Origin of the sequence: Vibrio sp. TRT 29B02 (assembly GCF_050113655.1) — a bacterium.
In the GTDB taxonomy this organism is placed as follows: domain Bacteria; phylum Pseudomonadota; class Gammaproteobacteria; order Enterobacterales; family Vibrionaceae; genus Vibrio.
The window spans coordinates 1-23,840 of sequence record NZ_JBNJOJ010000001.1 but is presented as its reverse complement, the minus strand read 5'-3'; the positions used below and the strand labels follow the sequence as shown (position 1 = coordinate 23,840).

The following is a 23,840-nucleotide window of genomic DNA, read 5'->3' as shown; positions in this document are numbered from 1 at the left end:
AAAATAGATTAGTCATCTCTCGGCTTGACTACAAATGAGATCCATCAGAGTTTGTGTGGGCTCAGTGAAATTGCCAATTTTAGTGTAGATACCGACCTGACCCAGTTGCTGTTGATTCACCCACAACATTTTCAACCCCGCCCGTTCAAAATGCGCTTTCATCTCTGAGGTATAAGGCATGATCGCATTGCTCATTTTGACCAGAGCAACACTTGCCGAGAGAGAATCAAGCTCATACGTCACTCGCGTATCACAAGCCGCAGCGCTAAATAGTTCGGCCCCTTCCTCCGTTAATACATCCCCATGACGAGCGTGATCGGGAGTAACCTTAACCAGCGGATAGTTCACTGCTTTTTCGACAATATTGTCCTGCTCCAGTAAGGGGTGGTCGGGTCTGACATACCAGGCTTCGCGCTCTTGGAATAGAGGGGTAAAACGAACCCGATACTGAGAGTTAATGCCGTTAATTTGATGGCCGACAAACAAGTCAATTTCGTCATTGATCAAGTGGTGTAACATTGACAGACCATTACCAAATTCGACGTGCATCGAGCTGTTTGGAAACTGTCGAGTAAACTCCTCAATCGCCTGCGCCGCAAAGCACTCCCACCAAGCCTCGCCCACACCTAGCTTAACTTTACCACTGCTGCGCATCTTCATATCAGACAACTGATGAATCATCTGAGTGTGCTTCTCTTGTACATCCTGCACATAACCCAAGTAAACTCGCCCATATTCGGTGAGTTCAACCCCTTTCGACTTGCGAATGAACAAGTCTGTACCCAACTGCTGTTCAAGTTTCTTGATTGCTGTTGTGAGTGATGGCTGACTAATAAAGAGCTTATCTGCGGCAGCCTTGATACTCCCCTGGCGGGCCACTTCGTAAAAATAGCGAGACTGTTTATCCATGCTCAACCTCTCCTTAGAATAGAGGTGTCAGAGTAACTTTTGATATTGATTTTTTCTATATCAAAATTCAAATAATCAATTATTTTTGTCGCCAAAAATTCGCTATATTTCCCTCAACAATTCGAATATTAGGGCAACAAAATGGACAAACGTTGGTGGCATAACAGTGTGGTATATCAAATCTATCCACGTAGTTTTTGTGATTCAAATGATGATGGGATCGGTGACCTTCAAGGCATCATCAGTAAACTAGATTACCTGCAAAATCTGGGAATTGACGTGATCTGGCTTTCTCCAGTTTATCAATCTCCGATGGACGACAACGGCTACGATATTTCAGATTATCAGGCAATCGCTCCTGAGTTTGGCACCATGGACGACATGCGAGCACTCATTGAACAAGCCAAACAGCGTGGTATCCGCATTGTAATGGATTTAGTAGTAAACCATACTTCGGATGAACATCCATGGTTTGTCGATGCAAAGCAAAGTGCTGACAGCAAGTATCGCGACTTTTACATTTGGCGAGATGCGAACGCAGACGGCACGCCACCAAGTGATATCGGCTCTATTTTCGGAGGTAGCGCTTGGCAGTGGGACGAGCACAACCAGCAATACTACTTTCACCTATTCTCAAAACGCCAGCCTGACCTTAACTGGGAAAACCCGCTACTTCACGAACACATCTTTGCGATGATGAACTGGTGGATTGACCAAGGTATTGGCGGCTTCCGTCTTGATGTCATCGATCTGATTGGTAAGGAGATCGATAAAGGTATTACAGGGAATGGTGAACGTCTACACCCACTGTTACAACAAATGAATCAAGCCACCTTTGGCAGCAAAGACCTTCTAACGGTGGGAGAAACTTGGGGAGCAACACCTGAAATTGCCAAATTGTACAGTGACCCCGCAAGGCAGGAATTGTCCATGGTGTTCCAGTTTGAGCACATTACACTGACATGGCAAGACGGCGATAAATGGCAACCCATTCCACTCGACCTAAATAGGTTTAAGCAAGTTCTCACCAAATGGCAGGTCGAACTCAACAACCAAGGTTGGAACTCACTGTTTTGGAACAATCATGACTTACCGCGTGTTGTGTCTAAATATGGATGCGACAAACAATACCGAGTTGAATCAGCGAAAATGTTGGCAACCACGCTGCACTTTATGAAAGGGACACCTTATATCTATCAAGGTGAAGAGATTGGCATGACCAATGTAGCCTTCGATACCATCGACCAATATAAAGACATCGAAACGCTCAATTTTTACCAAGTGAAAACCGAATCAGGTACAAGTCACGAGCATATGATGGAGGCAATTCACCAAAATGGTCGTGACAATGCTCGTACACCGATGCAATGGAATAACGACAATCAAGCGGGTTTTACCAACGTAACACCTTGGATTGCAGTCAATCCAAACTATCCGCACATCAACGTAGCAGATGCCCTTGCCAATCATGATTCAATCTTTTATCACTACAAACAGCTAGTATCTTTGCGTAAAACCCACCCTGTCATCGTCTACGGTGATTTCATTCCGCTGCTCGAACAACATCCGCAAGTGTTTGCCTATGAGAGAAAAGATGATCAACAACACTTTGTGGTCGTCAGTAACTTTAGTGCCGAGAGGCTAATCGTCCCATTACCAAGTCACCTGCAAAGTCGCAAGGTAACCACCTTGATTACCAATCGCGCGGCACTTACTGAGTTAGGGAACTCACTCACGTTGAGCCCGTATGAATCTTTTGCCCTAGAGCTATAAAAAAAACACCGGACACGTGTCCGGTGTTGTTCTTTTCAATCATGTCCTTACCAAGACAGTATCTGTTCGACTTGATCAATCGTTGTCTCTGCGGACTGATAATCCACTTGCAGCTCTATAATTCCTTGTTCGTTGGCAACAAACAGTGAAGGAAAGCTGTTGCCACCGATACTACGAGCAAACTCCAGCTCTTGAAGAAACTCTTGGTTAAGCTCTGCTGAGAAAAAATCCACTGCAAATTTTGCCGCATCCAGCCCTATGTTGGCTGCAAGAGAGAGTAGAACCTCATTGTCACTGGGGTTTCTTGCCTCTAGGTAATAAGCGTGTTGAATCGCACTCAACATAGCTTGCTCAGCTCCTTGCTTGCGAGCGGCAAGGACAGCCCGACATGACGGATAGGTAGAACGACGAGGCGTATTCTTTTGCCAGAAATCATAGTTAAACTCTGTACCAAGAAAATCCTCTATTTTCTTCCAATATGAGGCGATTTGGCGTTGCATCTCTTCTGGCATCGGCTGGTCGGAATCCGGTGCCAAACCACCGAGTACGTACTGTATCTCTATCTTGCTTTCGAGCTGTTGCGATACTTTCTGCCACACGGGTTTATATCCCCAACACCATGAGCACATGGGATCATAGACATAATAGAGTTTGTTGTTGGTCGACATATTACCGCTCCTTCGGTGAGCTCTTAGATAGGGTGTTAGAGTGAGACTACACAGCTTGTCTCTCGATTACCACAAATTGGTAAACTGGCTTTGCATTGCACGACTCACTGGCAGCTTTTCTCCTCCAATCACAACCACCATCTTACCGGTAATGACTTTTTTGACCTTTTCAACCGCCGACACATTCACAATCGTTGAACGATGAATCTGCCAAAACTGCTGCGGATCTAACTGCTGCAATAACTCTCTCAGCGAAGTTCTCAACAAGTACTCCACCTTTTTATCGCCCTCTTTGGCAAAAAGAGACACGTACTTGTCCTCAGCTTTAAAAAAGAGGACATCACTCGCTGCGATAAGATGAATGTCGTCCCCTCTGCTGGCACGCAACCAACTCAAATAAGTCGGCTTCGCTTGCTGACTTATCTGCTGAATCTGATCAAGCAGCATCGACATATTGGGCTGTAAAGGTGGTACATTGGTGTTAAGCCTCACTTTAAGCTTGGCGATACATTGCTCTAACCGCTTCTCTGACAAAGGTTTGAGTAAATAATCGACAGCATTAGTCTCAAAAGCCTGTAAAGCATACTCATCGTATGCCGTTACGAAAACAATCTGAGTCTCAGTATCGCTCTTATCCAGTATCTTGGCAGCGGCCATCCCATCAAGCTGAGGCATTTTGATATCAAGAAAGACCACGCTTGGCTTATGCTGTTCAATAAGTTGCAATGCTTCCTGACCATTTTTGGCCAGGCCAACTATCTCTAGTTCCGGCCAGCACTCCCCCAACAGCTTGTTTAAATGATGCCTTAACAATGGTTCATCATCAGCGATAACCGCACTGTGCGTTATGGTATTCATCGTGCTCCCTGCTTAAAGTGTCAATTTATCGATAGGGATCTGAATCACGGCCTTAACCCCTCCGGTTTCAACTTGTCTAATCGACAGGCTAGCCTCATCACCGTACAACGCTTTAACTCGCTCTCGTGTGTTCTCCAGCCCAATGCCATGACCATCTTTAGTCGCAACATTGCCCAAGCCCACTCCGCTATCTGTCACTTCAATGTTGATCATTTGATTTTGCTGCGATATTTCGATCAACACTTCACCGCCTTCCGCTTTGGGCTCAATTCCATGCTGAATAGCATTTTCGACAAGGGGTTGCAGTAACAAAGGCGCTAATGGCAAAGCATGATCGAGCAAGTTATTTATCTGATAACTGAGCCGTTCACCCAAACGAATCTGTTGAATAGCTAAGTAAGCATCAACCAGATTGAGCTCTGCTTCCAACGTCGAATGAGACTGGCGACTGTTGTGCAGCGTTCCTCGCAACAGCTCGGTTAACTTATCCAACATATGCTGAGCAGTTTTTGGATCATGGCTAATCAACGCATTTACATTCGCCAATGTATTGAATAGAAAATGAGGTTCAATTTGACTCTGTAGCTGTCGTAACTGACTTAAAACCAGTGCTTTTTCTTGCTCAGACTGGATGCGTTTCGCGGTTTCTAACTCTTTTTGCGCCAGTAACTTTTGCTCATGAGTATAAAAATAAAAGAAGCAGGTCACGGAGAAGATAAAACCAAGTACCATCACGGGTTTGAGCTGGCTAAGGTCGGCGAATCGATCATAAATGCTTAGCCACCAGTAGGCATTCATCGTACCAAATACCATAGCGCCTGCCAGCGATATCGCGGTTACTACACGATTGGAGAGCTGTGGAAACCACCAGCTAAGCAACAATGATCCAATCACTGAGCTATAGCCATAACCCAGGCTGATCGCCAGATGCTCATTGTAAGGACTCGACCAAATCGACTGAGTAACGAACGCAATAACCGCACAAAAAATCGTTGTGTAGCCAAAACTTTTGATTGCGTTCGAAGCATAAGTGACGGAATTATTCATCAAAACTTCCCTCTCAGGTTAAGAAAAATCATACGCTTATCTAGTAGATTTGCATACAACGAGTCTTGATTTCCTGTCATAAAACGAGCCGCAACTTCCGCGAATAGTGAAGCGCTTCCCGAATCATACATCAGGTACTCGATCCATTGCGTGGCGATGACCCCCTGATCTTGTGGTGAATAGAGTAGATCGAAGGTTGGCGTGAGTTTATCAAACCATAATAGCTGTCGAGTCCAAGGCCAATGGCTCCATCCAGTCGAGTTCATTGACCAGTGAATCATCAGGTTGTGTTGCACTAGATTGGCGTGATTGAGCCCTTGTGCGTAGGAGGATGTTAACGGCGCGAGCATGGCATCACTATTAAGCAATTCCACTCTCTGATAAGCCTCCTGCCAGTCGCTATTGCTCCAGCTACGACTGTCAAACCAATATTCAACGATGACATTATGACCTGTTGCATTAGCCCAATTAAGCCCCAATAACGCTTGATAACCGTCGTTGTACTCTTCAAGCGTCACTGGGCTATTTTGTTCATTTTGACGGTAGCCAAGGTAGTGGTTTTGATAAACAGCCGAGCCATGCAGGGACCAAGCTTCATCCACAACTGTGACCAAAGAGCCCCCTAACACGCCATGGCGAACATCATCGTAATAAGCAAGCATCTGCCATTCGTTATCACCACTCAGCACATATCGCCGAATCCCTACGCCTTGTTGTTCAGAAGCTTGTTCGAGATCACTGCTCTGCTGTTTGGTCCACGAAGAATCGGTGTAGTAGAGACTCCACTCTCCTGCTGAGTCAAAATACGACGCCATTGCAGTGCCTGTCCCCTCTTCAACCTGAATTCCAACAGGGTTACGTCGGTAGGGTTTGAAAAGGTCGAGCGGTCTGTAACCATAGCCGACGCCCCAGTCTAACCTGACTTTACCGATCGTCAGATCCACGGGCTGAGAAAAAAGTTCCATACTGCCCTGCCAAAACAGTTCTTGTGCGATCAATTCACCTTGATAGCTCTGCGTCGAGTCCGAACTGTAAATTTGGCTTCCTTTGGCCGCTAACAATCCCGTCACTCCGTATCCTTCAAATTGGACGTCGACAACGGCATCGATCTCTTCAGTACTCGCTGAATCCGCAGACCCGAGAAGCTTTGAATGTCGATGTTGAGCAGAACTGCCACTTAGAGTCATATCCCAATCAAATTCAAACGGCTGACTGTTTGCCGAACACGCCACCCCTATCAATGCTATAGCCACAACAGATGTTTTCATCTACAACTCCGACAAAGCATTTCGCGTGAGATAAGCAGGGTTATAGTATTTATCGTCTAACTCAAACGGCGTGATCTCTTGATACTCAATCACCGTTTTCTTCGCTGGCTGAATTTGATCGAGAAGCGTCATAGCAACCACGCGCTGTTTACCTTCCCTTTCTCCGGACGTAAACCAAGCCTGTTTGGCCAGTTTACCCGAGTGTAGGTACAGATCCGCTTTGATCGGAAAGTCATCACTCTCATTGAGCCACAGGTCAATTTTGGCGTAGCTTGCGCCTTTAGTTGTCGCCCTTAAGCGCAAATAGTTGACCGAGCGAGCCTGACCTTCGATTTCCATCTGCTCAGGTTTGACAAATGTCGCCTGATAATCCTCACTCCAGGTCAAGGTTGATATATCTCCAACCGACGCTTCTCCAAGCAGTTTTTGCATCGGAGTAATCCGAATGGGTCGACGACTCTTAGGCATCACTAACCAGTAGTTATCTCCCAACATCAACATTTTCTGTCCCGCTTCAACTTGGGATTTAAACAGCACCAACGACTCCCGTTTCTCACGAGTGTATACGTTGTATTCGCGAGTTTTATCTAATTCCCCATTCTCATACAGACTGACCAGAGAAACGACCTTAGCTGAGTCAGAATCCAGCCGATAGTGATCCGCGTTTTTCACCATGGTTTCAACGTCTTTAGCCATTGATGAACTGGCCGACAAGGTGAGTAACAGCGCCATTGTGGCTTTAATCAAAGTATTAAACATAGATAAGGGCCTCCGTAATAGGCTTTTTAACGCCTTTTGATGCGGACAACCAAGCGGCGACGACACAAATAATGAGTACGCCTAGCGCTGTCATTGTCAGAAGTTCTGGCGAGAAATAGATGTTAAGTGGATAGCCTTCGGTTCGCCCCGGTGGGGGTGGCATTTGTACATCAACCACCATAAGCAAACCGCTGACCAGTAAACTCAATACTCCACCAATCATAGAGCCGATCACGGCAAGCAGCGCGGCCTCTCGAACAAAACCAGAAACGATCTCATTGGGATAAGTCCCTAATGCGGATAAGGTGCCGATCTCGCGAGTGCGTTCTGTCACGGACATTGTCATTGTGTTAAACAGAGCAACGAATACAACCAAAGCCATGACCGCGCCCATGATGCCAAAAATTCGGTCATATAGGTCTTTGACTTTGCTGTAGAAAAACGCCCTTTGCTGCCAAGGTGTCACCTCTAGCGGCTGAGCTAAGTTCATTTGAGATAACTGCTGGTTAACCCAAAGCGCCATAGACTCGGTTTGTTTAGTATCAAACAAAAACACCGACAAGGTACTCACTTTGTTGCTGTTCAGCAGTTGCTGCGCAGAATCGATATGAAGATACAACTGACGTTTATCGAGCTCAGGAACGCCGGTTGAATAGATGCCGCGAACTTTATAATCATAGGCATTGAGCGCACCATCACTGGTTGTGGCGAGTAAAGTGACCCAGTCACCGGTTTTGACACTGAGGTTACGCGCCAAATCGATACCAAGCATCACTTCTGGTTCGCTCGGTTCGTACCGAGATGATTGGGTACTCGAAAGCGTTTTACCTTCTCGAACATCAAGAAAGGGACCTTTCATATCGAACTCGCGTTCATTAACGCCAGTGCCAACAAAAATCGTCGATTTGCTGCCATTCGACACTAGGCCTGTAAATTCTACGCGGGGTTGGACTCCACGAACCTTATCACTGGCCAACAAACGAGTGGTTAGAGCCCCTCCATCTGCAATCCCGTTTGCCAGAGGCATATCTTCATCTTGCTCGAAATATCCCGGCTGACTTATGGTGAGATGCCCAGTATCTCTTGCGGTTGATTCCTTAAGTGAATCATAGGTATAGAGGCCAAACCCACCCGCCGATGTCAGAGCAAATATAGCGATAGCAACAATCAATATCGACAGTACGCTACGACGTTTGTTGCGTTGTAGGTTTAGATAAGCGATTCGAATCGAACCAGGGATCAGCTTGCCCATTTGACTGGCTCCTTGTTAACTGTTCCATCAAGCAAATCGATGCTTCGATCGCACTGAATAGCCATGCGTGGGTCGTGAGTGGCGACAATGAATGTGGTGCCTAACTGATGGCCTAGGTTTTTCATCAAATCAATCACGACCGAAGCGGTATGGCTATCCAAGCTTGCGGTTGGCTCGTCGGCTATCACCATTTGCGGCTTATGTACCAGAGCTCTCGCGATCGCAACGCGCTGTTGCTGGCCTCCTGACAAGTTGTCAGGTCTATGGTTGGCAAATTCCGCTAACCCAACTTTTGCGAGAATCGCTTGAGCCTGTTTCTTTTGCTCGGCTTGAGAAAACCCATTGAGCATAAGTGGATAGGCAACATTTTCCCAAGCCGTCATTACTGGGATCAGGTTGAACTTTTGAAACACGAAACCAAGCTGGTGACGACGCATTTGAGCCGCTTTGAGCGGATTTTTGGGATAAGGTTGGCCGGACAACTCGACGATTCCTTGATAATCCATGTCGAGAAGACCAAGGATATTAAGCAAAGTACTTTTGCCTGAACCAGAGGGACCACAGAGTGCAACCATTTCTCCCTTGGCAATCTGACCACTGACTTCGCTCAGTGCGTTCACTTGCTGCTGACCAATGCAATACTGCTTACTGATTTGCTGGAAGTTAATCATAACGCCACCTTAAGCTGCTGAATCAACAAGGGCTTGCGCCTGAAGAGTCAATGGATGTTGCGGCGCTTTTGCTTGCATATCTGATATCCATTGCTGTGCCTGATGCTTATCTTCCGCTCGAAGTGCAGCACGTATTGCGTAGAGATAAACCCAAGAGATTGCATCGTAGTCCTGCTGTTTAAACGACTCGTCAGCAAGCAGTTCAATATATAAGTCGTAGCCTCGTTCGAAGTGATTGAACATATCGGGAAGCGAAGTGAACGTCGCACCTGCAATCGATCTAGCCAGTAATGACTCTGGCAGTCCCTGACGAATCTGTTGCTGTTCAATTGGCGTCGATTGGCTGGCTAATAGATCGAGCCCCTTACTGATCGTCGCAAGCCCCTGCTCCGTGTATTTCATCTTGTTCCACGGCATATAAGCATCACGGCCCATTAATGTCTGGGTACTGCCCAAGTAGACAAGGCTCAGCGGATCAGCACCATGCTCTGCAATCTGCTGCTCTAACTGCTGGTGAACTTGCTCCACTTTGTCTTCGTCACCTTCCGCTGCCAAGTTGTATTCGGCGATGACGGCCTCTGTTGGCGTAGAATACGAGGGAAAGGCTGTGAGTAAGCTACATAGAATGAAGCTAGCGAATGTTACTGTTTTCATCTGACTATTCCTTTGATCGTGTGATGGTCAAAGATTACGCTCAGAGAAAAAAGTATTCAGAGCAATGCGACGAACGGCCATTCAAAGGCGTGAATGGCACAAACACGGATTAAATGGCAAGCGGTTGAGGCCAACCTAGGGTGCAGCAGTGGATTTTAGCCACTATGATCGTTAAAGTAGCGACAAAATAAGAATCACCTCTCTGAATAACAAAAACATGCAGAGAAGGTTAGAGCAAAGAGATAACTCCGATGATCAAAGACGACAAAATTATTGCTGATTTAGCAGAACTTGAAGCTTTCCTTATCGCCGTCGAGAGCGGTGTGTTAGAGCTTAAGAATGCCGCAGGCGTTGCCATGGCAACCAACAACCAGGACGGCCGCCGATTCGTTGCTGTACTAGACGATAAGCACCAACTCATTTTAGGCCGTTGGGTTACAGAAGAAGTGTTCCAAACAGGACAAGATTTGGTGCGCAACGGTCCAAGCCGTAAGCACTAAAACCGCACAGTTAGAAATTAAAACCTGTTCATTGAACAGGTTTTATTTTAATGACAAATTAATATCAGTGTTGTGGTGGTGTACCTTCACCATTCGACATCACTACATCGATCTGAACCAAGGCGTCTTGTTGAATTGCCGCGACACCAACAACCGTTCTTGCGGGTAAATCACCGTCAAAGTAACGAGTATAAACGTCATTCACCGTTTCCAGATCCGCAATATCTCGCAACTGAATGTTCACCTTAACAATATCGTCCATAACATGGTTAACGCTTTCAACGATCGCTTTGATGTTGTTTAAGCATTGCTCTGCTTGCTCTCTCACACCACCAGCAACAATCTGGTTTGATTGCGGATCTACAGGCAACTGCGCAGCGATATGGTTGTAATGCGAGAATGCGACTGTCTGAGTGTACAATGGGCTTAACGGCGCCTTCTCAGTATTGTTTGCACGGATCACAATGCCATGTCGATCTTCGACTTCTTGTGGTGGCGTACCGTCACCATGAGAAACAACAACATCAATCTGAACTAACGCTTGCTGCGGTAGTTCTTTTGCAGCGGCTACCGTACGTGCAGGAACATAAGCGACAGTGCGAGCAATCGCTGAATCTGGGAAGAAAGTGCTGTAGACTTCATTCACTGCGTCTAAGTCAGCCAAGTCTTTTAGATAAATTCCCACTTTTACAATGTCGTCAAACGGTACATCAATACTTTCTAGGATTGCTTTCACGTTTTGTAGACACTGTGCCGCCTGCTCTTTAACGCCACCCGCAACGATCTCACCAGTCTGTGGATTGATTGGTAACTGTGCTGACACATTGTTGTAGTGTGAGAATGCAACTGTCTGTGTGGATAGTGAGTGCACTGGTGCTTGCTCTGTATTTCTCGACAGCTTAATCAACGGGCATGGTTCTTGAGGTGCAGTCCCTTCGCCATTAGAAATTAAAGCGTCCATTTGCACTAGCGCGTCACCTAATGGAAGGGCATCAACTGCAACAACCGTTCTTACTGGTAATAGGTTTTGGAAGAACGTCGCGTACACTTCATCAATAGCAGGAAGATCAGACATATCCTTGAGGAAAACGTGAATTTTTACCACATCATCCATAACATGATTAATGCTCTCTACGATCGCTTTAATATTCTCAAGACATTGCTTCGCCTGCTGCTTAATATCACCAGCGACAATATGACCAGTGTTAGGATCGATCGGTAATTGCGCTGAAATATTGTTGTAGTGAGAAAACGCCACACTCTGTGTTGATAATGGGTTAATTGGAGCCAGTTCAGTATTTCTTGAGACCTTAATAATTCCGCCACTCATTTCGATGCTTATCCTTCTATTAAGATTTATTTATATCTTTATTTTGGTAGGGTTTAGTTTTGTTAAATAAGTGGCGAGATAGTAGAGAAATAAAATAAAAGTCATTGTGACTAAAATCAAATTATGTGGTCACTAGCACAACGATGAATTGTGGATATTTAAGCACGGGCAGACTAAATATCCATCAATTATCAATCAACCATTGAAACCATCCAATGATTTCAATGTAGTTTTGCGGTAATAGTGCATACCTACCCAAGCAAAATCTTCTCAACACTGAAGGATTTCGTTCGTTTCTGATATCGGCCTCACAACATACTCGCCTTTCGACCATAGCAAAGCGGATTTGAGCGCGGTTTCACTCGCCAGAAGTGCATAAAGTTTTGTCGGCCTGTCCCCCCACTAACCAAAAGCTTCTATCACTCATCAAACCCATCATTTTTATTGATATCAATATCATATATAGCTAAGAGTGATGTGAACCCTTCTGCAATTTAGTCATTTTCTATCGACTAGAATGCACTCAAGCGATTCAAATGTGATAAAGATTACATTCACCAGACAAATAACCCAGACACATATCACACATCATGCCGTATCTGTTGCCATTATCTCGCATAGACAAACCTTATTGTTCACATTCAGGGAGGGGGACGTGGCTAATCGTATTAAGCCTAACCCCGATGGTGATACAGGCCTCTGAGTTACCGATTGGCCCATTAACAACGCAAGATATTGAAAATCAGCAAAAGCAGCGTTTAGAGCAGCTTGAGCAGAACACTCAGTCGCTTCAGGAACTTGTCCCAACGCCTAGCCTGCCTCAGCCCAAACCAATAGAGAGCAGCCAGTGTATCGAGATTAATACCATCGTTTTCGAAGGCAATACCATTTACGACCGCCACACACTGACGGATATCAGTGGCTTTCAGTCAGGCTGTATCGGACTCAATACCATCAATGAGTACCTGCGTAATATTTCTAATCATTATATGCAGGCAGGCTATGTCACATCGCGTGCGTTTATGACTCCCCAAGATCTCTCTGGCGGGGTTTTACAGCTAGTCATACTGGAAGGAAAAGTAGAGAAAGTCCTGTTTAACGGTCAGGAGTCTGGCGCGTTAGATATGGCACTACCCGATAGTTCGGGCAAGGTACTCAACCTAAGGGATATAGAACAAGGTCTGGATCAGGTCAACCGCTTGTCTCGATACAATGCACAAATCAAACTTCTTCCTTCAGCCCAGCAGGGTTACTCAATTGTTGATATTCAGTCTGCTCCACACAAGTTAGGCTCCGTAGACGCTGGCTTCAACAACAGCGGCCAGAAATCCACCGGAGAGCAGCAGATTTCACTTAGCGTAACGGCAGACAACCTATTCAAACGCCTTGACCAGTGGAGCCTTACTGCAACCAAAAGCGCGGCCTATATCGATTCAAAAGACTCCGAAAGCCTCTATCTTGGCGTTGACATCCCTTACGGTTATTGGAATGTCGGTTTTCGCACCTCATACAGCACCTATCACACCACCTTTACTAATCAGGGCTTCACGTTTGATTCATCGGGTCAAACCAATAGCCATGATCTCGACATTAAATGGTTGTTGTTCAGAGACAGCGTCAGCAAGTCTTCACTTAGAGCCAGCGTTAAACACCGCCGAGAAAAAAACTACATTTTGGGCTCTCTTGTCGAAGCCAGTTCAAGAAATCTCTCTTCTGCTGGATTAAGTTGGCAACACAGTACCCGTCTGGCAGGCGGTTTTTTGAGTGTAGCTCCGAAAATGGCTATCGGGACGGACTGGTTTGGTGGAGAAGAAACCCTATCAAGTGATCCGGCGCTAGCCAACGCTGAATTTGTAAAAGGCTCCCTGACAGCAAGCTACACCTACCCTATCGCCCCTTCTCTAACGATGACCAGTACCCTGTTTGGTCAATGGAGCAACGACACTCTATATGGCGCTGAACGTATCAGCATTGGTGGCGAATACTCGGTCAGAGGCTTTAAAGGAACTTCCCTCTCCGGTGATGAAGGCTATTACTGGCGCAATGATTTGACTTATCGAATCGGTCAGTGGCCGTACATCGGACAAATCACTACTGTGCTGGCTTTAGACACAGGCACCATCGTTGAAGACAACCGAGACCAATATGAAGGCGGTTCGCTGCTTGGCACCAGTTGGTCATTAAACTCGCAGGCTAAATACGCTTCAAGCTCACTCGCTATAGGTGTTCCGATTGAAGCCCCGTCACGACTCAATGCCGATGATTACGTGGTCTATTACCGCGTAGATGTCTCAATATAAATTTGGCAGGTAGATTATGGATAAGCGTGTAACCCAAGGCAGTGTGTGGCTGACATACACATTATGTGGTGTTCTAACCATTCATCCGGCTCTTGCCAATGTCGTGATTGATGGCAACTCGGCGAATACCAGCAAAACTCAGGCGGGTAACGGCGTTGTGGTGGTCAATATCGCCACCCCGAACAACAAAGGACTGTCTCACAACAAATACCAAAAGTTCGATGTTGACTCTCAAGGACTAATTCTCAATAACTCGACCCAACAACTCAGTCAGTCTCAGCTTGGCGGGCTACTGCAAAATAACCCCAATCTCAAAGGCCGTGCTGCCGACGTAATTTTAAATGAAGTCACAGGGGCAAACCGCAGTCAGCTTGAAGGCTACACAGAAGTATTCGGCCAACAAGCCAATGTCATCTTGGCCAACCCATACGGCATAACCTGTGACGGGTGTGGTTTTATTAATACCCCTCGAGTGACGTTATCGACAGGGGCTCCAGAGCTAAATAATGGTCAGTTGACTGGCTTTGATGTTTCCGAAGGGAGTGTGACGATTGAAGGGCTGGGGCTAGATGCCACCAACCAAACCTATTTCGATATTATCAGTCGTACTGCCGAGATAAATGCCAATATACATGCCAACGATCTATCTGTAATCACGGGCCATAACAAGGTCCGTTACCAGAGCAATCAAGTAACTGAAAAAACCTCAACATCGACGAGTAAGCCAGCACTCGCCATTGACTCGTCCGCTATTGGAGGAATGTACGCAGGGCGTATCTCTTTGGTCGCGACTGAAGATGGTGTAGGCGTGAACCTAGGTAATCTTGTCTCGAATGTCGGAAACATTGTGTTAACAGCCGATGGCAAAGTGCAGCTTGCGTCAGCTCAGAGTGCAAAGAATATCGACATTACGAGTAGCCAAGAAGTGGCGTTAACCAACCAGCAAGTGGCGCAAGAGCAGCTCAAGGTTCGCGCCGATAACCTAGTATTGAATCAAACAACAGTCACGGCTGGGGATTTGGTTGAGTTAACAGTGGACGAGAGTGTCACGGCGCAAAACAGCAAGTTATTCAGTGGTATCAAGAACAATAACCAAACCAATGCGAATGCTGAACTTAACATTAAAGCTAACCAAATTTCTCTACAAGACAGCAAAGTCGCCTCTCAAGGCGACGTATCAGGCCAGGTTACCTCATTATCACTGGACTCAAACAGTGAAATTACGGCGAGTGATATTGTACTCACAGACGCTGAAACCATTGAAAATGACGGAGAGATTAACGCAAGCGCTGCGGTAGAGGTTGATGCAGAACAGCTAACTTTAGCCGGCTCTGGCGCACTGACTGCAGATTCTATTCAGATAGAGGTGAACTCTGCAAACCTTGATAGTCAGATTACCTCCAATTTACTATCTGTGAAGGCGCAATCGACGTTAGACATTGGGCAAGAGGCCAACCTTCAATCGACGGGTAATACCACACTCAATGCTCAGAGTCTGACTCAAAAAGGCCAACTTACCAGCAATGGTACAATTACACTTGATGCGAATACGCTAACGCATGAGGGCGAAACGAGTGCCAATCAAATAGCAGTCAACGCAGAGTCGTTAGAGCAAAGTGGTCAATTAATCGCTGAACAAGACATTTCAATTAGCGTTAAAAGTGCAACTTTATCGGGTCAGACCCAAGCTAAACAAGCCTTTAGAGTAACCGGTGAGGCAATTAATGTTACGGGGACAGTGGAAGCAACAAAGCTCGATCTAGCCTCCACATCAAGCGTTAATATAGATTCTACAGCGCAAGTAAGTGCCATTGATCAGTTATCAATTGATACTAGTGATTTGTCGAACAAAGGCAGCACCCACTCGGGTGGTACGCTTTCTATCGATGCTACTAACCTTGAGCAGCAAGGGTCTCTAACCAGTGTCGGTGACCTGCAAATCAACACGACAAGTTTAGACATACAGAGCGATATCGAAACGCAGGGTAACCTCAACATAACGGCCTCATCTGTCACCAACAAAGCTCAAGCGATTGTAGGGCAAGACTTAAATTTGTCTGCTCAAAGTTTATCAAATAATGGAACTTTGACGGCTAGTGGTGACACTTCTATTTTCTTAACCAACAACTTTACTCATAGTTCGTCAGGGACGATTTCGGGGGAAAATGTCACCCTTTCTGCAGCCGACGTTGATAACTCAGGCACGCTTCAGGCGTTAGACAGCCTTAATTTGACGGTGAGCTCATTGGTCAATAAAGGTGGGTTAATTGCTCTTGCGGATTTAACCACAGTGGTAACAAATGCGATTAATAACCAAGGACTGATCTATGCGGGCAACAATGCAAACCTATACTCCAATACGCTGCACAATACATCAGATGTTGTGGTTGGACATGATTTATTAATTGCCAAAAATGCAGCAAAACAGAAGAGTTCTAGCGTCACGAATAGCTCTGGCACTATCGAGTCATTGGGCGGTGATATTGGCATTTACACTAATACGCTTACCAATAAACGAACGACATTAGATATCAGTAATACGTCTACCACTGACAAACGTGCGGAATATGGTCCGAAATATAACGCGACAGATAGTAAGCATAGGCCTGATATAGAATATAGCGAGCGGTGTAATGAGAGTAATAGTGGTGACAGTGTGTATTGCCACGATGTTTATACTGTTGTATCTGGTGATACGTTTACTGTATCTGTTTTAAAAGAGGGGCTTCAGCTTAATAGTGCTAGTGCGTCTGCTCGAATTATTGCCAAAAATGACTTGGCAATTCAAGCGACAAATGTTTTGAACAAAGCAAGTCAGATGGCTGCAAACAACATAAACATTAACGCAAGTACTTTGACCAACCAAGGCTATGAGTTCTCTGAATATACAACATATTATGACTATTCGATTGAACAAGATGGCTGCGCAAGTAATTCGGGATGTAGTTATTGGGTTAATAACATTATGTTCGATCGAACCAACACTCGCAAAGTCAAAACAGGCTCTTCAGGCCAGCTTAATTCTTCTATCACTGCCAGCAACAATTTAACGCTTAACGTTGCTAACAAAGTCAATAACTCCACGCTTAAGGCAAACGCCACCGCTGTTCAGCCAACGAAATCTGCGTCCAAATTAAAGGCGACATCATCGGCATCGGTCACGGGACCGACTATCACGTTTGCAAACATAAATGATATTGCCTTTCCGGATTTCGTGTTCCCGACTTCGCCAAATGGGTTATTTATTCTCTCACCTGACCCGAAAGGTAAGTACCTTATTGAAACTAACCCGCTATTAACCAATATGGGCAACTTCTTAGGGTCCGATTATTTTATGAGTCGTGTGGGCTTCAACCCAGAGGCCGATGTTAAGTTCTTAGGTGATGCATTATATGATTCACGCATCATTAGCCAAGCCATTTTTGAGCAAACGGGTCAACAGTACTTAAATGCTTCGGTAGGAAGCCAATTAGACCAAATGCAACAACTGATAGACGCTGCAGCATCTCAGAAAGCATCACTCAACCTGACAGCGGGCATTGCACTTTCTTCTTCTCAAGTCGCAAGTTTGACTCAAGATATCCTTTGGTACGAAGAAATTGAAGTCAACGGCCAGAAAGTGCTAGCACCTAAACTTTACCTAGCGCAGGCAACCATCGATAACTTGAGCATCGGCGCTCAAATTGCAGGTTCTAATGTCACTATCGATGCTGGCGATCTAACCAATAGCGGCCACTTGTCAGCAGATTCAAGTCTTAGTGTAAACAGCTCAAACAGCATCACCAATATTGGTGGCACTATTGCTAGTGGCGGAGATGTCTCGTTAACTGCCGAGAAAGATATCATCAACCTAAGTGGTGATATTGAAGGCCACGATGTCTCACTTGAAGCAACCAATGGCAGCATTATTAATGAGACCCGAGTGACAACCAGCACAGCTTCTCTGAGCAACAACCGTGGCACGTTCACGGATGTTGGTCAGACTGCTGCCATTACCTCAACGGGCAACTTGGCTCTGAAAGCGGGTAAGAACATTGAAAACCATGCGGCTGATATTAAAGCCAATGGAGACGCCAACTTAAATGCTGGGCACGACATCACTGTTAGCTCGAAAGAAGAAACTCATGGCTACGACGTCACCGCGCGAGGATGGCGAGCAGGAGAAAGTGAAACTACTCAAATTGGCGCGAATGTTACAACGGGTGGAAACCTAACGATGAGTGCGGATCAAAATATTGCCGTCACTGCGAGCCAAGTGAAATCAAGCGAGAACCTTAGCTTGGCAGCGGGCAATGACATTACCGTTCAAACCGCGCTTAATAAACAATCAGATCATACCTATCGCTCAAATTATACTGAAATCAATCGTAGTGAGCAGCACCAAGGGTCGATGCTTGAGGGCAAGAATGTCTCTATGCAGGCTCAAAACGATATTACGTTATCAGGGAGTACGGTTTCAGCGGAGCAAACTGCAAATCTTAAAGCCAAGGGTGATGTCAACATTATTGCCGTTAATGATAGCGAGTACCACTACGACAAAACTGTTTCGAAGAAGTCTTTTGGTCGCAGTAAAACCACCATCAATGAAACTTATCAAGAGCAGGTGAAAGGCAGTGCGATTACGGCTGGTAATGACATTAGCATTAAAGCGCAAAACTTAGATTCAGCGATTACTGCGGGTGGCGATAGTAACATCAATGTTATTGGTTCTTCTCTGAATGCTGGCGGTGAAGTGAATTTATCTGCCGATGGTGATGTGACCATGGCTGCTCAAACTTACAAAGAATTTGAACGACGTGAAACCATCAAGAAAGGCTTTGCCGGGCTAAGTGGCAGTAACCAAGGCAGCCTTGATGACGCCACTTTGCTTAACAGCAGCTACTTGATTAACTCGGGCAACACCACGGTTATCGCAGGCAAAGATATTGGTCTAATTGCCAGTGAAGTAGCCAGTGGTGGCAGCGTAAGCCTTGAAGCGGTCAATGATGTGCTTATTGCGGCCGGGGAAGTATTAAAGCAGAGTCAAGAGTGGGATGAGAAAACCAAGTTCCTAAGTGGCGGTAACCTGTTTGAGATGGAGAAAAAACGTGAAGGTCAGCAAAGCTCTACTGCTCAGTCGAGTGTGATTCAATCAGGCGGAAACCTCTCGGTCAATGGGGGTTCAGTGACCGTTATTGGTTCTGAGCTTCAAGCTGATAAGAATATAGACTTAACCGCCGATACAGGCGATGTCTCCATTCTTGCGGCGAAAGAAAATACTCGTTCGTTCAGCAGTGAAGAAAAACTGTCAGTCAGTTTGGGGGATGGGTTTGATGGAGTAAATGTTGAAGACGGTCAAGTTAAGATATCGCTTGGTGAGGCGACCTACGATAAAGTCAAACAGCAAAGTGATTCACTAAGCCATAAAGGGAGTGTGATTGCAGCAGGTGATAATCTGTCAATGGATGCTGAGTCGTCTATTTTGGTCGAGGGCTCTACTCTGGTCGCAGATAGCAACCAAGACCAGTCTGGTGATTTAACGCTTGCCGCAAAAGAGAACGTGACCATTATCGAGGCGGTAGACGCGCTCAGTGAACAACGTGAAGAAATTCATGGTAAAGCGGAAGCGAGCTTGGTTGTTCAGCACCAAGCTGTGGAGGTCGCAAAAGCGGCGCAAGCGCTCCAAAAATCAACGAAGAAACTTAAACAAGCTGAGCAAGACTATAAACAGTATAAGAAAGGTTTGGATTCTCTAGAGTCGACACTCCGCACCTTAGAACAAGAGTTCGCGGACAAAAAACCAGGCGTTACGTTTGAAGATATCGAAGAGCTCAATGACCTAATCAGCGAAGTGAAAAGCGATGAAGCGTGGTATGTCGCAGGCGTAGCGCTGGCTGCTGAAGATGTCGTTTCAAAAACTACCTTGCTGGTTCAGCAAACGGCAGCCGCAGCGCAAAGCTCGGGCACCTATGGCTTCAATGCAGGCCTTCATTTAGATATTGAAGCAAGCCAAACCGAGTCTAGCTCTCAAACGACCACCTCAGTGGGATCTGCGCTAAGTGGGCAAAATATCAAGATAAGCGCTGGTAATAACACGGGCAATCAACTGAATATCCAAGGCTCTGAGCTTACGGCTAACGATACCCTGTCTCTCGCTGCCAATGAGGTGAATATCACCGCTTCTCAAGATACTCACAGCAGTAAGTCTGAAACTCAATCTGGTAAGATTGGTGCATCGATGACGGTGTATGGTGCCTCATCGGGCATTAACCTCAATGCAAGCGTCAACCGAAACCAAAGCACATCCGCGTCAACCACGCATAACAACAGTCAATTAAGCGCAGACAATATCCGTATTACCTCTGCGCAAGACACCAACATTAAAGGGGCAACGGTTAATGCCGGAGAGAGCTTGACGCTAGACGTGGGTGGTGACTTGAATATCGCTTCAGTACAAGACCGCTATAGTTCGAGTCATAAAGGTCAAGGTATTAGTGGTGGTATTTCGATGTCTGGCGGCGGTGTATCGGACGGAAAAGGTGCGGCCCCTGAAGGTTTGGCTAAAGATGTTACTAATATGGGAGATGTTACTGGTGGCAATGGTGGCTTCAATGCATCTAATGGACGAACAAGCAGCAAGCAAACGGTTGTAACCAGCTTAACGTCAAATGGTAGCTTAGATATCAATGTTGGTGGCAACACAGATATTAAAGGGGCGACCATTGCAGCGCTGGATGAGGAAGGCAAAGACAGTGGCAAACTTAACTTAACCACAGATTCATTGAGCTATGCTGACCTTTCTAATACTCGCTACAGTCAAGACCAAAGCTTAGGCCTTAATAGTAGTGTCGGTATCAATAATGGTGAGCTGGATTCAACCAATAACTCAACGTCCCTTCAATACAAAAACACGTCTGGTTACGACAAGAGCAAGACGTTGGCAACCATCAGCCAAGGTAACTTAAACATTGGGGATTTAGAGTCTTCCGACGACACGTCTCGTCTCAACCGCGATATCGATCAAACTGAAAAGGATTTGTTCACGGTTGACCGTAAGCAGGGGGATATAGATGTTACAGTAGATCACCGTCTGTTGACCGAAGATGGCAGGAAGGCTATTGCGGAGGATGTTAAGCGGACACATTTGGCTGGGAATGCAATTGCTGATGTTGTCAGTGATGAATCGGTTGAAGTATCAGACACCTTCGAACATATGGATGTACTGCAAAAAGAGTTAGACATCCAAAAGAAGATAGCGTTAGAAAACCCAGGAGCAGCTCAAATCCTGAACAACCTTGATTTAGCGAATGCAGAGGCGAAACAGTATGCCACAGAGGTTTACTTACAAACCTATGCAGATGTGATGGGGATTACTATTGATGAAGCACGTGTTGTGGCGTTTGAAGGTGGAGCTAAAGGTAATCATCTGGTTCAAAACGGAAAGACCACAGTCGAGATAAATGATGCTGAGACGACCAATGGTTCTGATGCTACTAACACCATAGTACATGAAGGAACCCATGCAGCTATTAACCAAGGGCGAATTGGGGACAAAGGAGAGTTTGAAGAGCAGTATGCAGGTCTGGTTGGTAACTATGCAGAGGATTCCTTTAAGTTTGTTTTGGAAAATTATGGGCTTGGTGAATATAAGTCTGGTGATGTAAACCAACATATCGGCAATGACAGTTCGCCATTGATCTGGTTAAACAATATCAACTCGGCCATTCAACACAATACACCGGGAGTAACTGTTGACAATCGGTTCTTGAGTAAACGTGAATACGAGCTAGCTAATACGCTAGCAGCTGAGAGCAATGGAAAATATACAGCGGAAGAAATTCGTAATGCAATGCGTCATACCAAAGCTCAGGAAAGTGAGAAGTATGATTCAGGTGTTTCTCCCTACTTTGCAGATACATCTAAAGTAGACGATAAGAGTTTCGTTGATAACAGTGAGGGTAAATTGATCGTAGCACAAGACGGAACAGGAAAAGGTCGTTACATTGTTCAGGATATAGAGTCGATTCCTTTAGACGAGTCAGCGAAGCAGTATTTGTTGGATCAAGATCTAGGCTATAGCTTCTTTAAAGTTCCAGAAACAAAGGCGGTTGAGATTGACTTCCTAACAGGCAAACCGCTCAATTCCCAGAATGGTACATACCAAGTATCACACACCATTGATGGTAAATCCTACATGGTAGATTATCACTCATGTGCTACTCCAGAGTGTGTGGCGACTAATAGTAATATGGTGCAAAATGCTGCCAGCGATGCGTTCATAGATGCGACTAGTGCCAAAGCGTTGGATGATGCTAGTGATTTAGCTACGAAAGCAAGTTTGGTGACACCTGCAGGTCCACTTATGTATACAGCACAAGGCATTAGTACAGCCGCGAGTTATTCCAGCGCAGGAATTAAAGGTGAGCTTACCAAGCAAATTGCTGAAGAAGGTACGACAGCATTATTTGGTCTAATTATTAAAGACTTAGTAGCTCCAGGAAAGGCAGAAAAAGTTGAAGCCTTGCTAGATAATCTAGATGTGTCTAAGAAAGTTAATGAGACAATCCCTGAAGACAAAGAGATAAAAACCGCAATAAATGAGTATTTAGAAGATGACCAGAATAAGTAAGTTAATATGGCCTAGAAAATGTATGAGTACAGCAGTAAGAATTACATTGATCAGCCTGATTGTTATCACATGGATAAGCACAATAGTCTTTAGCATTAATACTATTAATGAAGTTTCTGCGCCTCAACTAATTTCTGTATATCTGATATTCCTAATTTGGTGTTTTCTAAACAATAGAACTATGCCGATAGGAGCGATATTAGTCAGATATGAAGAGGGTAGTGAAGGAACACAATTCAACAGATTTATCAGCTTTGTAATTTGTGTTGTTGTTCTCTTCTACTGCCTATTCCAACCGTTGATCTAGTAATTCGAGGCTACCACAAGATCTATCAAACGATGAAAGGCTTCAAATCCAATCTTCCGATAAAAGTTCATCGTAACAAGGACAGGCACTGAAGTACGGAATTGGGGCGACTTACAGGCTTAGAGCCGAATGTGTTACCGAGCTTACAATAGCGAGGTTAGGCTGAACATCTGTGTCAACAGTACCGACTAGATTAGCGCTTTTGAATCCGCTCAACCAAAGAAAAGGGCAAAGCGATGCTCTGCCCTGATTAAAGAATTAGTTTCGAGAATTACTTGGGTAAAATGACTTGGTCAATAACGTGAATGACACCGTTGCTAGCTTTGACGTCAGTCGCAACCACATTGGCATTGTCAACCATGACGTTACCGTCCACCACTTTGATCATCACATCTTGTCCTTGCACAGTGGTTGCTTTGTCCAATTTGACAACATCAGCCGCCATTACCTTTCCTGCAACAACATGGTAAGTAAGCACTGCGACCAACTTATCTTTGTTCTCTGGTAGAAGTAACGATTCCACTGTGCCTTCTGGCAACTTAGCAAAGGCTTCATCCGTTGGTGCAAAGACGGTGAATGGGCCATCGCTCTTTAACGTGTCGACCAAGCCAGCTGCTTTGACTGCCGCGACAAGCGTAGTGAATGAGCCGTTTTCGACCGCTACATCAACAATGTCCGCTTTCATACCATGGTTGTGTGCTTGTGCTGGCAACATAAACGTGAATAACGCGATTAAAGCTACCGTAAGTGAAATTGTATATTTAAACATGAGTCCATCCTTTAAGTGAGGAGCTATGCTCCATTTAGCTGTTGTCTTGCTCACTAATGTCTACGCAACGGATTTGTAAACAGATCATTTTTATAAATCTCAACCGCTAATACTCTAAACAACAGTTTTCACTCAACTTATGACCTATACTAGAAATGAAACTTGGT

Annotated in this window: 15 protein-coding genes and 1 pseudogene; 4 read left to right on the top strand and 12 right to left on the bottom strand. The window is 45.4% G+C overall.

Annotated features, from left to right (window positions below; translation table 11 throughout):
• Positions 1 to 12 precede the first annotated feature (12 nt).
• Positions 13 to 909 carry a LysR family transcriptional regulator gene (locus ACQEXT_RS00080; protein WP_426950026.1) on the bottom strand — a complete coding sequence of 299 codons (897 nt, stop codon included), beginning with the start codon at positions 907 to 909 and terminating at the stop codon, positions 13 to 15.
• A gap of 141 nt (positions 910 to 1,050) precedes the next feature.
• Between ACQEXT_RS00080 and ACQEXT_RS00075 the strand changes: the two genes are divergently transcribed.
• Complete coding sequence (locus ACQEXT_RS00075) at positions 1,051 to 2,682, top strand: glycoside hydrolase family 13 protein (RefSeq protein WP_426950025.1); 1,632 nt, start codon at positions 1,051 to 1,053, stop codon at positions 2,680 to 2,682.
• Positions 2,683 to 2,729: 47 nt separating this feature from the next.
• Here ACQEXT_RS00075 and ACQEXT_RS00070 read toward each other — a convergent pair whose 3' ends face one another.
• The 8 genes from ACQEXT_RS00070 to ACQEXT_RS00035 form a co-directional block, all read right to left on the bottom strand.
• Positions 2,730 to 3,350 carry a DsbA family protein gene (locus tag ACQEXT_RS00070; RefSeq protein WP_426950024.1) on the bottom strand — a complete coding sequence of 207 codons (621 nt, stop codon included), beginning with the start codon at positions 3,348 to 3,350 and terminating at the stop codon, positions 2,730 to 2,732.
• A 66-nt stretch (positions 3,351 to 3,416) separates the two neighbouring features.
• Entirely contained in the window at positions 3,417 to 4,208 is a 792-nt protein-coding gene (locus tag ACQEXT_RS00065; RefSeq protein ID WP_426950023.1) for a LytR/AlgR family response regulator transcription factor, read from the bottom strand.
• Between the two features lie 12 nt (positions 4,209 to 4,220).
• The gene (locus ACQEXT_RS00060) at positions 4,221 to 5,255 is read right to left on the bottom strand and encodes a sensor histidine kinase (RefSeq protein ID WP_426950021.1); all 1,035 of its coding nucleotides are present in this window, start codon (positions 5,253 to 5,255) and stop codon (positions 4,221 to 4,223) included.
• Positions 5,255 to 6,523 (bottom strand): hypothetical protein, encoded by a 1,269-nt coding sequence (locus tag ACQEXT_RS00055; protein WP_426950020.1) that lies wholly within the window; start codon positions 6,521 to 6,523, stop codon positions 5,255 to 5,257. The genes ACQEXT_RS00060 and ACQEXT_RS00055 overlap by 1 nt, the downstream gene beginning before the upstream one ends.
• Positions 6,524 to 7,282: an outer membrane lipoprotein-sorting protein gene (locus ACQEXT_RS00050; RefSeq protein ID WP_426950018.1), complete on the bottom strand. Its 759-nt coding sequence runs from the start codon at positions 7,280 to 7,282 to the stop codon at positions 6,524 to 6,526. It abuts the gene before it with no gap.
• On the bottom strand, positions 7,275 to 8,534 hold the full coding sequence (locus ACQEXT_RS00045; RefSeq protein ID WP_426950017.1) for an ABC transporter permease: 1,260 nt from the start codon (positions 8,532 to 8,534) through the stop codon (positions 7,275 to 7,277). Before ACQEXT_RS00045 ends, ACQEXT_RS00050 begins: the two co-directional genes overlap by 8 nt.
• Entirely contained in the window at positions 8,522 to 9,205 is a 684-nt protein-coding gene (locus ACQEXT_RS00040) for an ABC transporter ATP-binding protein (protein WP_426950015.1), read from the bottom strand. The genes ACQEXT_RS00045 and ACQEXT_RS00040 overlap by 13 nt, the downstream gene beginning before the upstream one ends.
• A 9-nt stretch (positions 9,206 to 9,214) precedes the next feature.
• Positions 9,215 to 9,859, bottom strand: coding sequence for a hypothetical protein (locus tag ACQEXT_RS00035; RefSeq protein WP_426950014.1), 645 nt, complete (start codon positions 9,857 to 9,859; stop codon positions 9,215 to 9,217).
• 251 nt (positions 9,860 to 10,110) lie between these two features.
• Here ACQEXT_RS00035 and ACQEXT_RS00030 point away from each other — a divergent pair, with 251 nt between their 5' ends.
• Complete coding sequence (locus ACQEXT_RS00030; protein ID WP_138970518.1) at positions 10,111 to 10,359, top strand: hypothetical protein; 249 nt, start codon at positions 10,111 to 10,113, stop codon at positions 10,357 to 10,359.
• A 64-nt stretch (positions 10,360 to 10,423) separates the two neighbouring features.
• On the opposite strand, the gene ACQEXT_RS00025 is transcribed toward ACQEXT_RS00030, so the two are convergent.
• A complete protein-coding gene (locus ACQEXT_RS00025) occupies positions 10,424 to 11,689 on the bottom strand; it encodes a Rid family hydrolase (protein WP_426950012.1) in 1,266 nt (421 codons plus the stop codon).
• A gap of 683 nt (positions 11,690 to 12,372) precedes the next feature.
• Here ACQEXT_RS00025 and ACQEXT_RS00020 point away from each other — a divergent pair.
• Positions 12,373 to 13,989 carry a ShlB/FhaC/HecB family hemolysin secretion/activation protein gene (locus ACQEXT_RS00020; protein WP_426950011.1) on the top strand — a complete coding sequence of 539 codons (1,617 nt, stop codon included), beginning with the start codon at positions 12,373 to 12,375 and terminating at the stop codon, positions 13,987 to 13,989.
• Between the two features lie 16 nt (positions 13,990 to 14,005).
• Positions 14,006 to 22,597, top strand: coding sequence for a hemagglutinin repeat-containing protein (locus ACQEXT_RS00015; protein WP_426950009.1), 8,592 nt, complete (start codon positions 14,006 to 14,008; stop codon positions 22,595 to 22,597).
• Positions 22,598 to 23,033: 436 nt separating this feature from the next.
• Here the strand turns inward: ACQEXT_RS00015 and ACQEXT_RS00010 are convergent.
• Positions 23,034 to 23,120: pseudogene (locus ACQEXT_RS00010) on the bottom strand (flavin oxidoreductase); the annotation flags it as partial.
• A 55-nt stretch (positions 23,121 to 23,175) separates the two neighbouring features.
• On the bottom strand, positions 23,176 to 23,673 hold the full coding sequence (locus ACQEXT_RS00005) for a fasciclin domain-containing protein (protein ID WP_138970520.1): 498 nt from the start codon (positions 23,671 to 23,673) through the stop codon (positions 23,176 to 23,178).
• Positions 23,674 to 23,840: the final 167 nt, after the last annotated feature.

What these genes read in the sequence shown, in the direction of transcription:
- ACQEXT_RS00080 (WP_426950026.1), bottom strand. Translation starts at nt 909, where the DNA reads ATGGATAAACAGTCTCGCTATTTTTACGAAGTGGCCCGCCAGGGGAGT.
- ACQEXT_RS00075 (WP_426950025.1), top strand. Translation starts at nt 1,051, where the DNA reads ATGGACAAACGTTGGTGGCATAACAGTGTGGTATATCAAATCTATCCA.
- ACQEXT_RS00070 (WP_426950024.1), bottom strand. Translation starts at nt 3,350, where the DNA reads ATGTCGACCAACAACAAACTCTATTATGTCTATGATCCCATGTGCTCA.
- ACQEXT_RS00065 (WP_426950023.1), bottom strand. Translation starts at nt 4,208, where the DNA reads ATGAATACCATAACGCACAGTGCGGTTATCGCTGATGATGAACCATTG.
- ACQEXT_RS00060 (WP_426950021.1), bottom strand. Translation starts at nt 5,255, where the DNA reads ATGAATAATTCCGTCACTTATGCTTCGAACGCAATCAAAAGTTTTGGC.
- ACQEXT_RS00055 (WP_426950020.1), bottom strand. Translation starts at nt 6,523, where the DNA reads ATGAAAACATCTGTTGTGGCTATAGCATTGATAGGGGTGGCGTGTTCG.
- ACQEXT_RS00050 (WP_426950018.1), bottom strand. Translation starts at nt 7,282, where the DNA reads ATGTTTAATACTTTGATTAAAGCCACAATGGCGCTGTTACTCACCTTG.
- ACQEXT_RS00045 (WP_426950017.1), bottom strand. Translation starts at nt 8,534, where the DNA reads ATGGGCAAGCTGATCCCTGGTTCGATTCGAATCGCTTATCTAAACCTA.
- ACQEXT_RS00040 (WP_426950015.1), bottom strand. Translation starts at nt 9,205, where the DNA reads ATGATTAACTTCCAGCAAATCAGTAAGCAGTATTGCATTGGTCAGCAG.
- ACQEXT_RS00035 (WP_426950014.1), bottom strand. Translation starts at nt 9,859, where the DNA reads ATGAAAACAGTAACATTCGCTAGCTTCATTCTATGTAGCTTACTCACA.
- ACQEXT_RS00030 (WP_138970518.1), top strand. Translation starts at nt 10,111, where the DNA reads ATGATCAAAGACGACAAAATTATTGCTGATTTAGCAGAACTTGAAGCT.
- ACQEXT_RS00025 (WP_426950012.1), bottom strand. Translation starts at nt 11,689, where the DNA reads ATGAGTGGCGGAATTATTAAGGTCTCAAGAAATACTGAACTGGCTCCA.
- ACQEXT_RS00020 (WP_426950011.1), top strand. Translation starts at nt 12,373, where the DNA reads ATGGTGATACAGGCCTCTGAGTTACCGATTGGCCCATTAACAACGCAA.
- ACQEXT_RS00015 (WP_426950009.1), top strand. Translation starts at nt 14,006, where the DNA reads ATGGATAAGCGTGTAACCCAAGGCAGTGTGTGGCTGACATACACATTA.
- ACQEXT_RS00005 (WP_138970520.1), bottom strand. Translation starts at nt 23,673, where the DNA reads ATGTTTAAATATACAATTTCACTTACGGTAGCTTTAATCGCGTTATTC.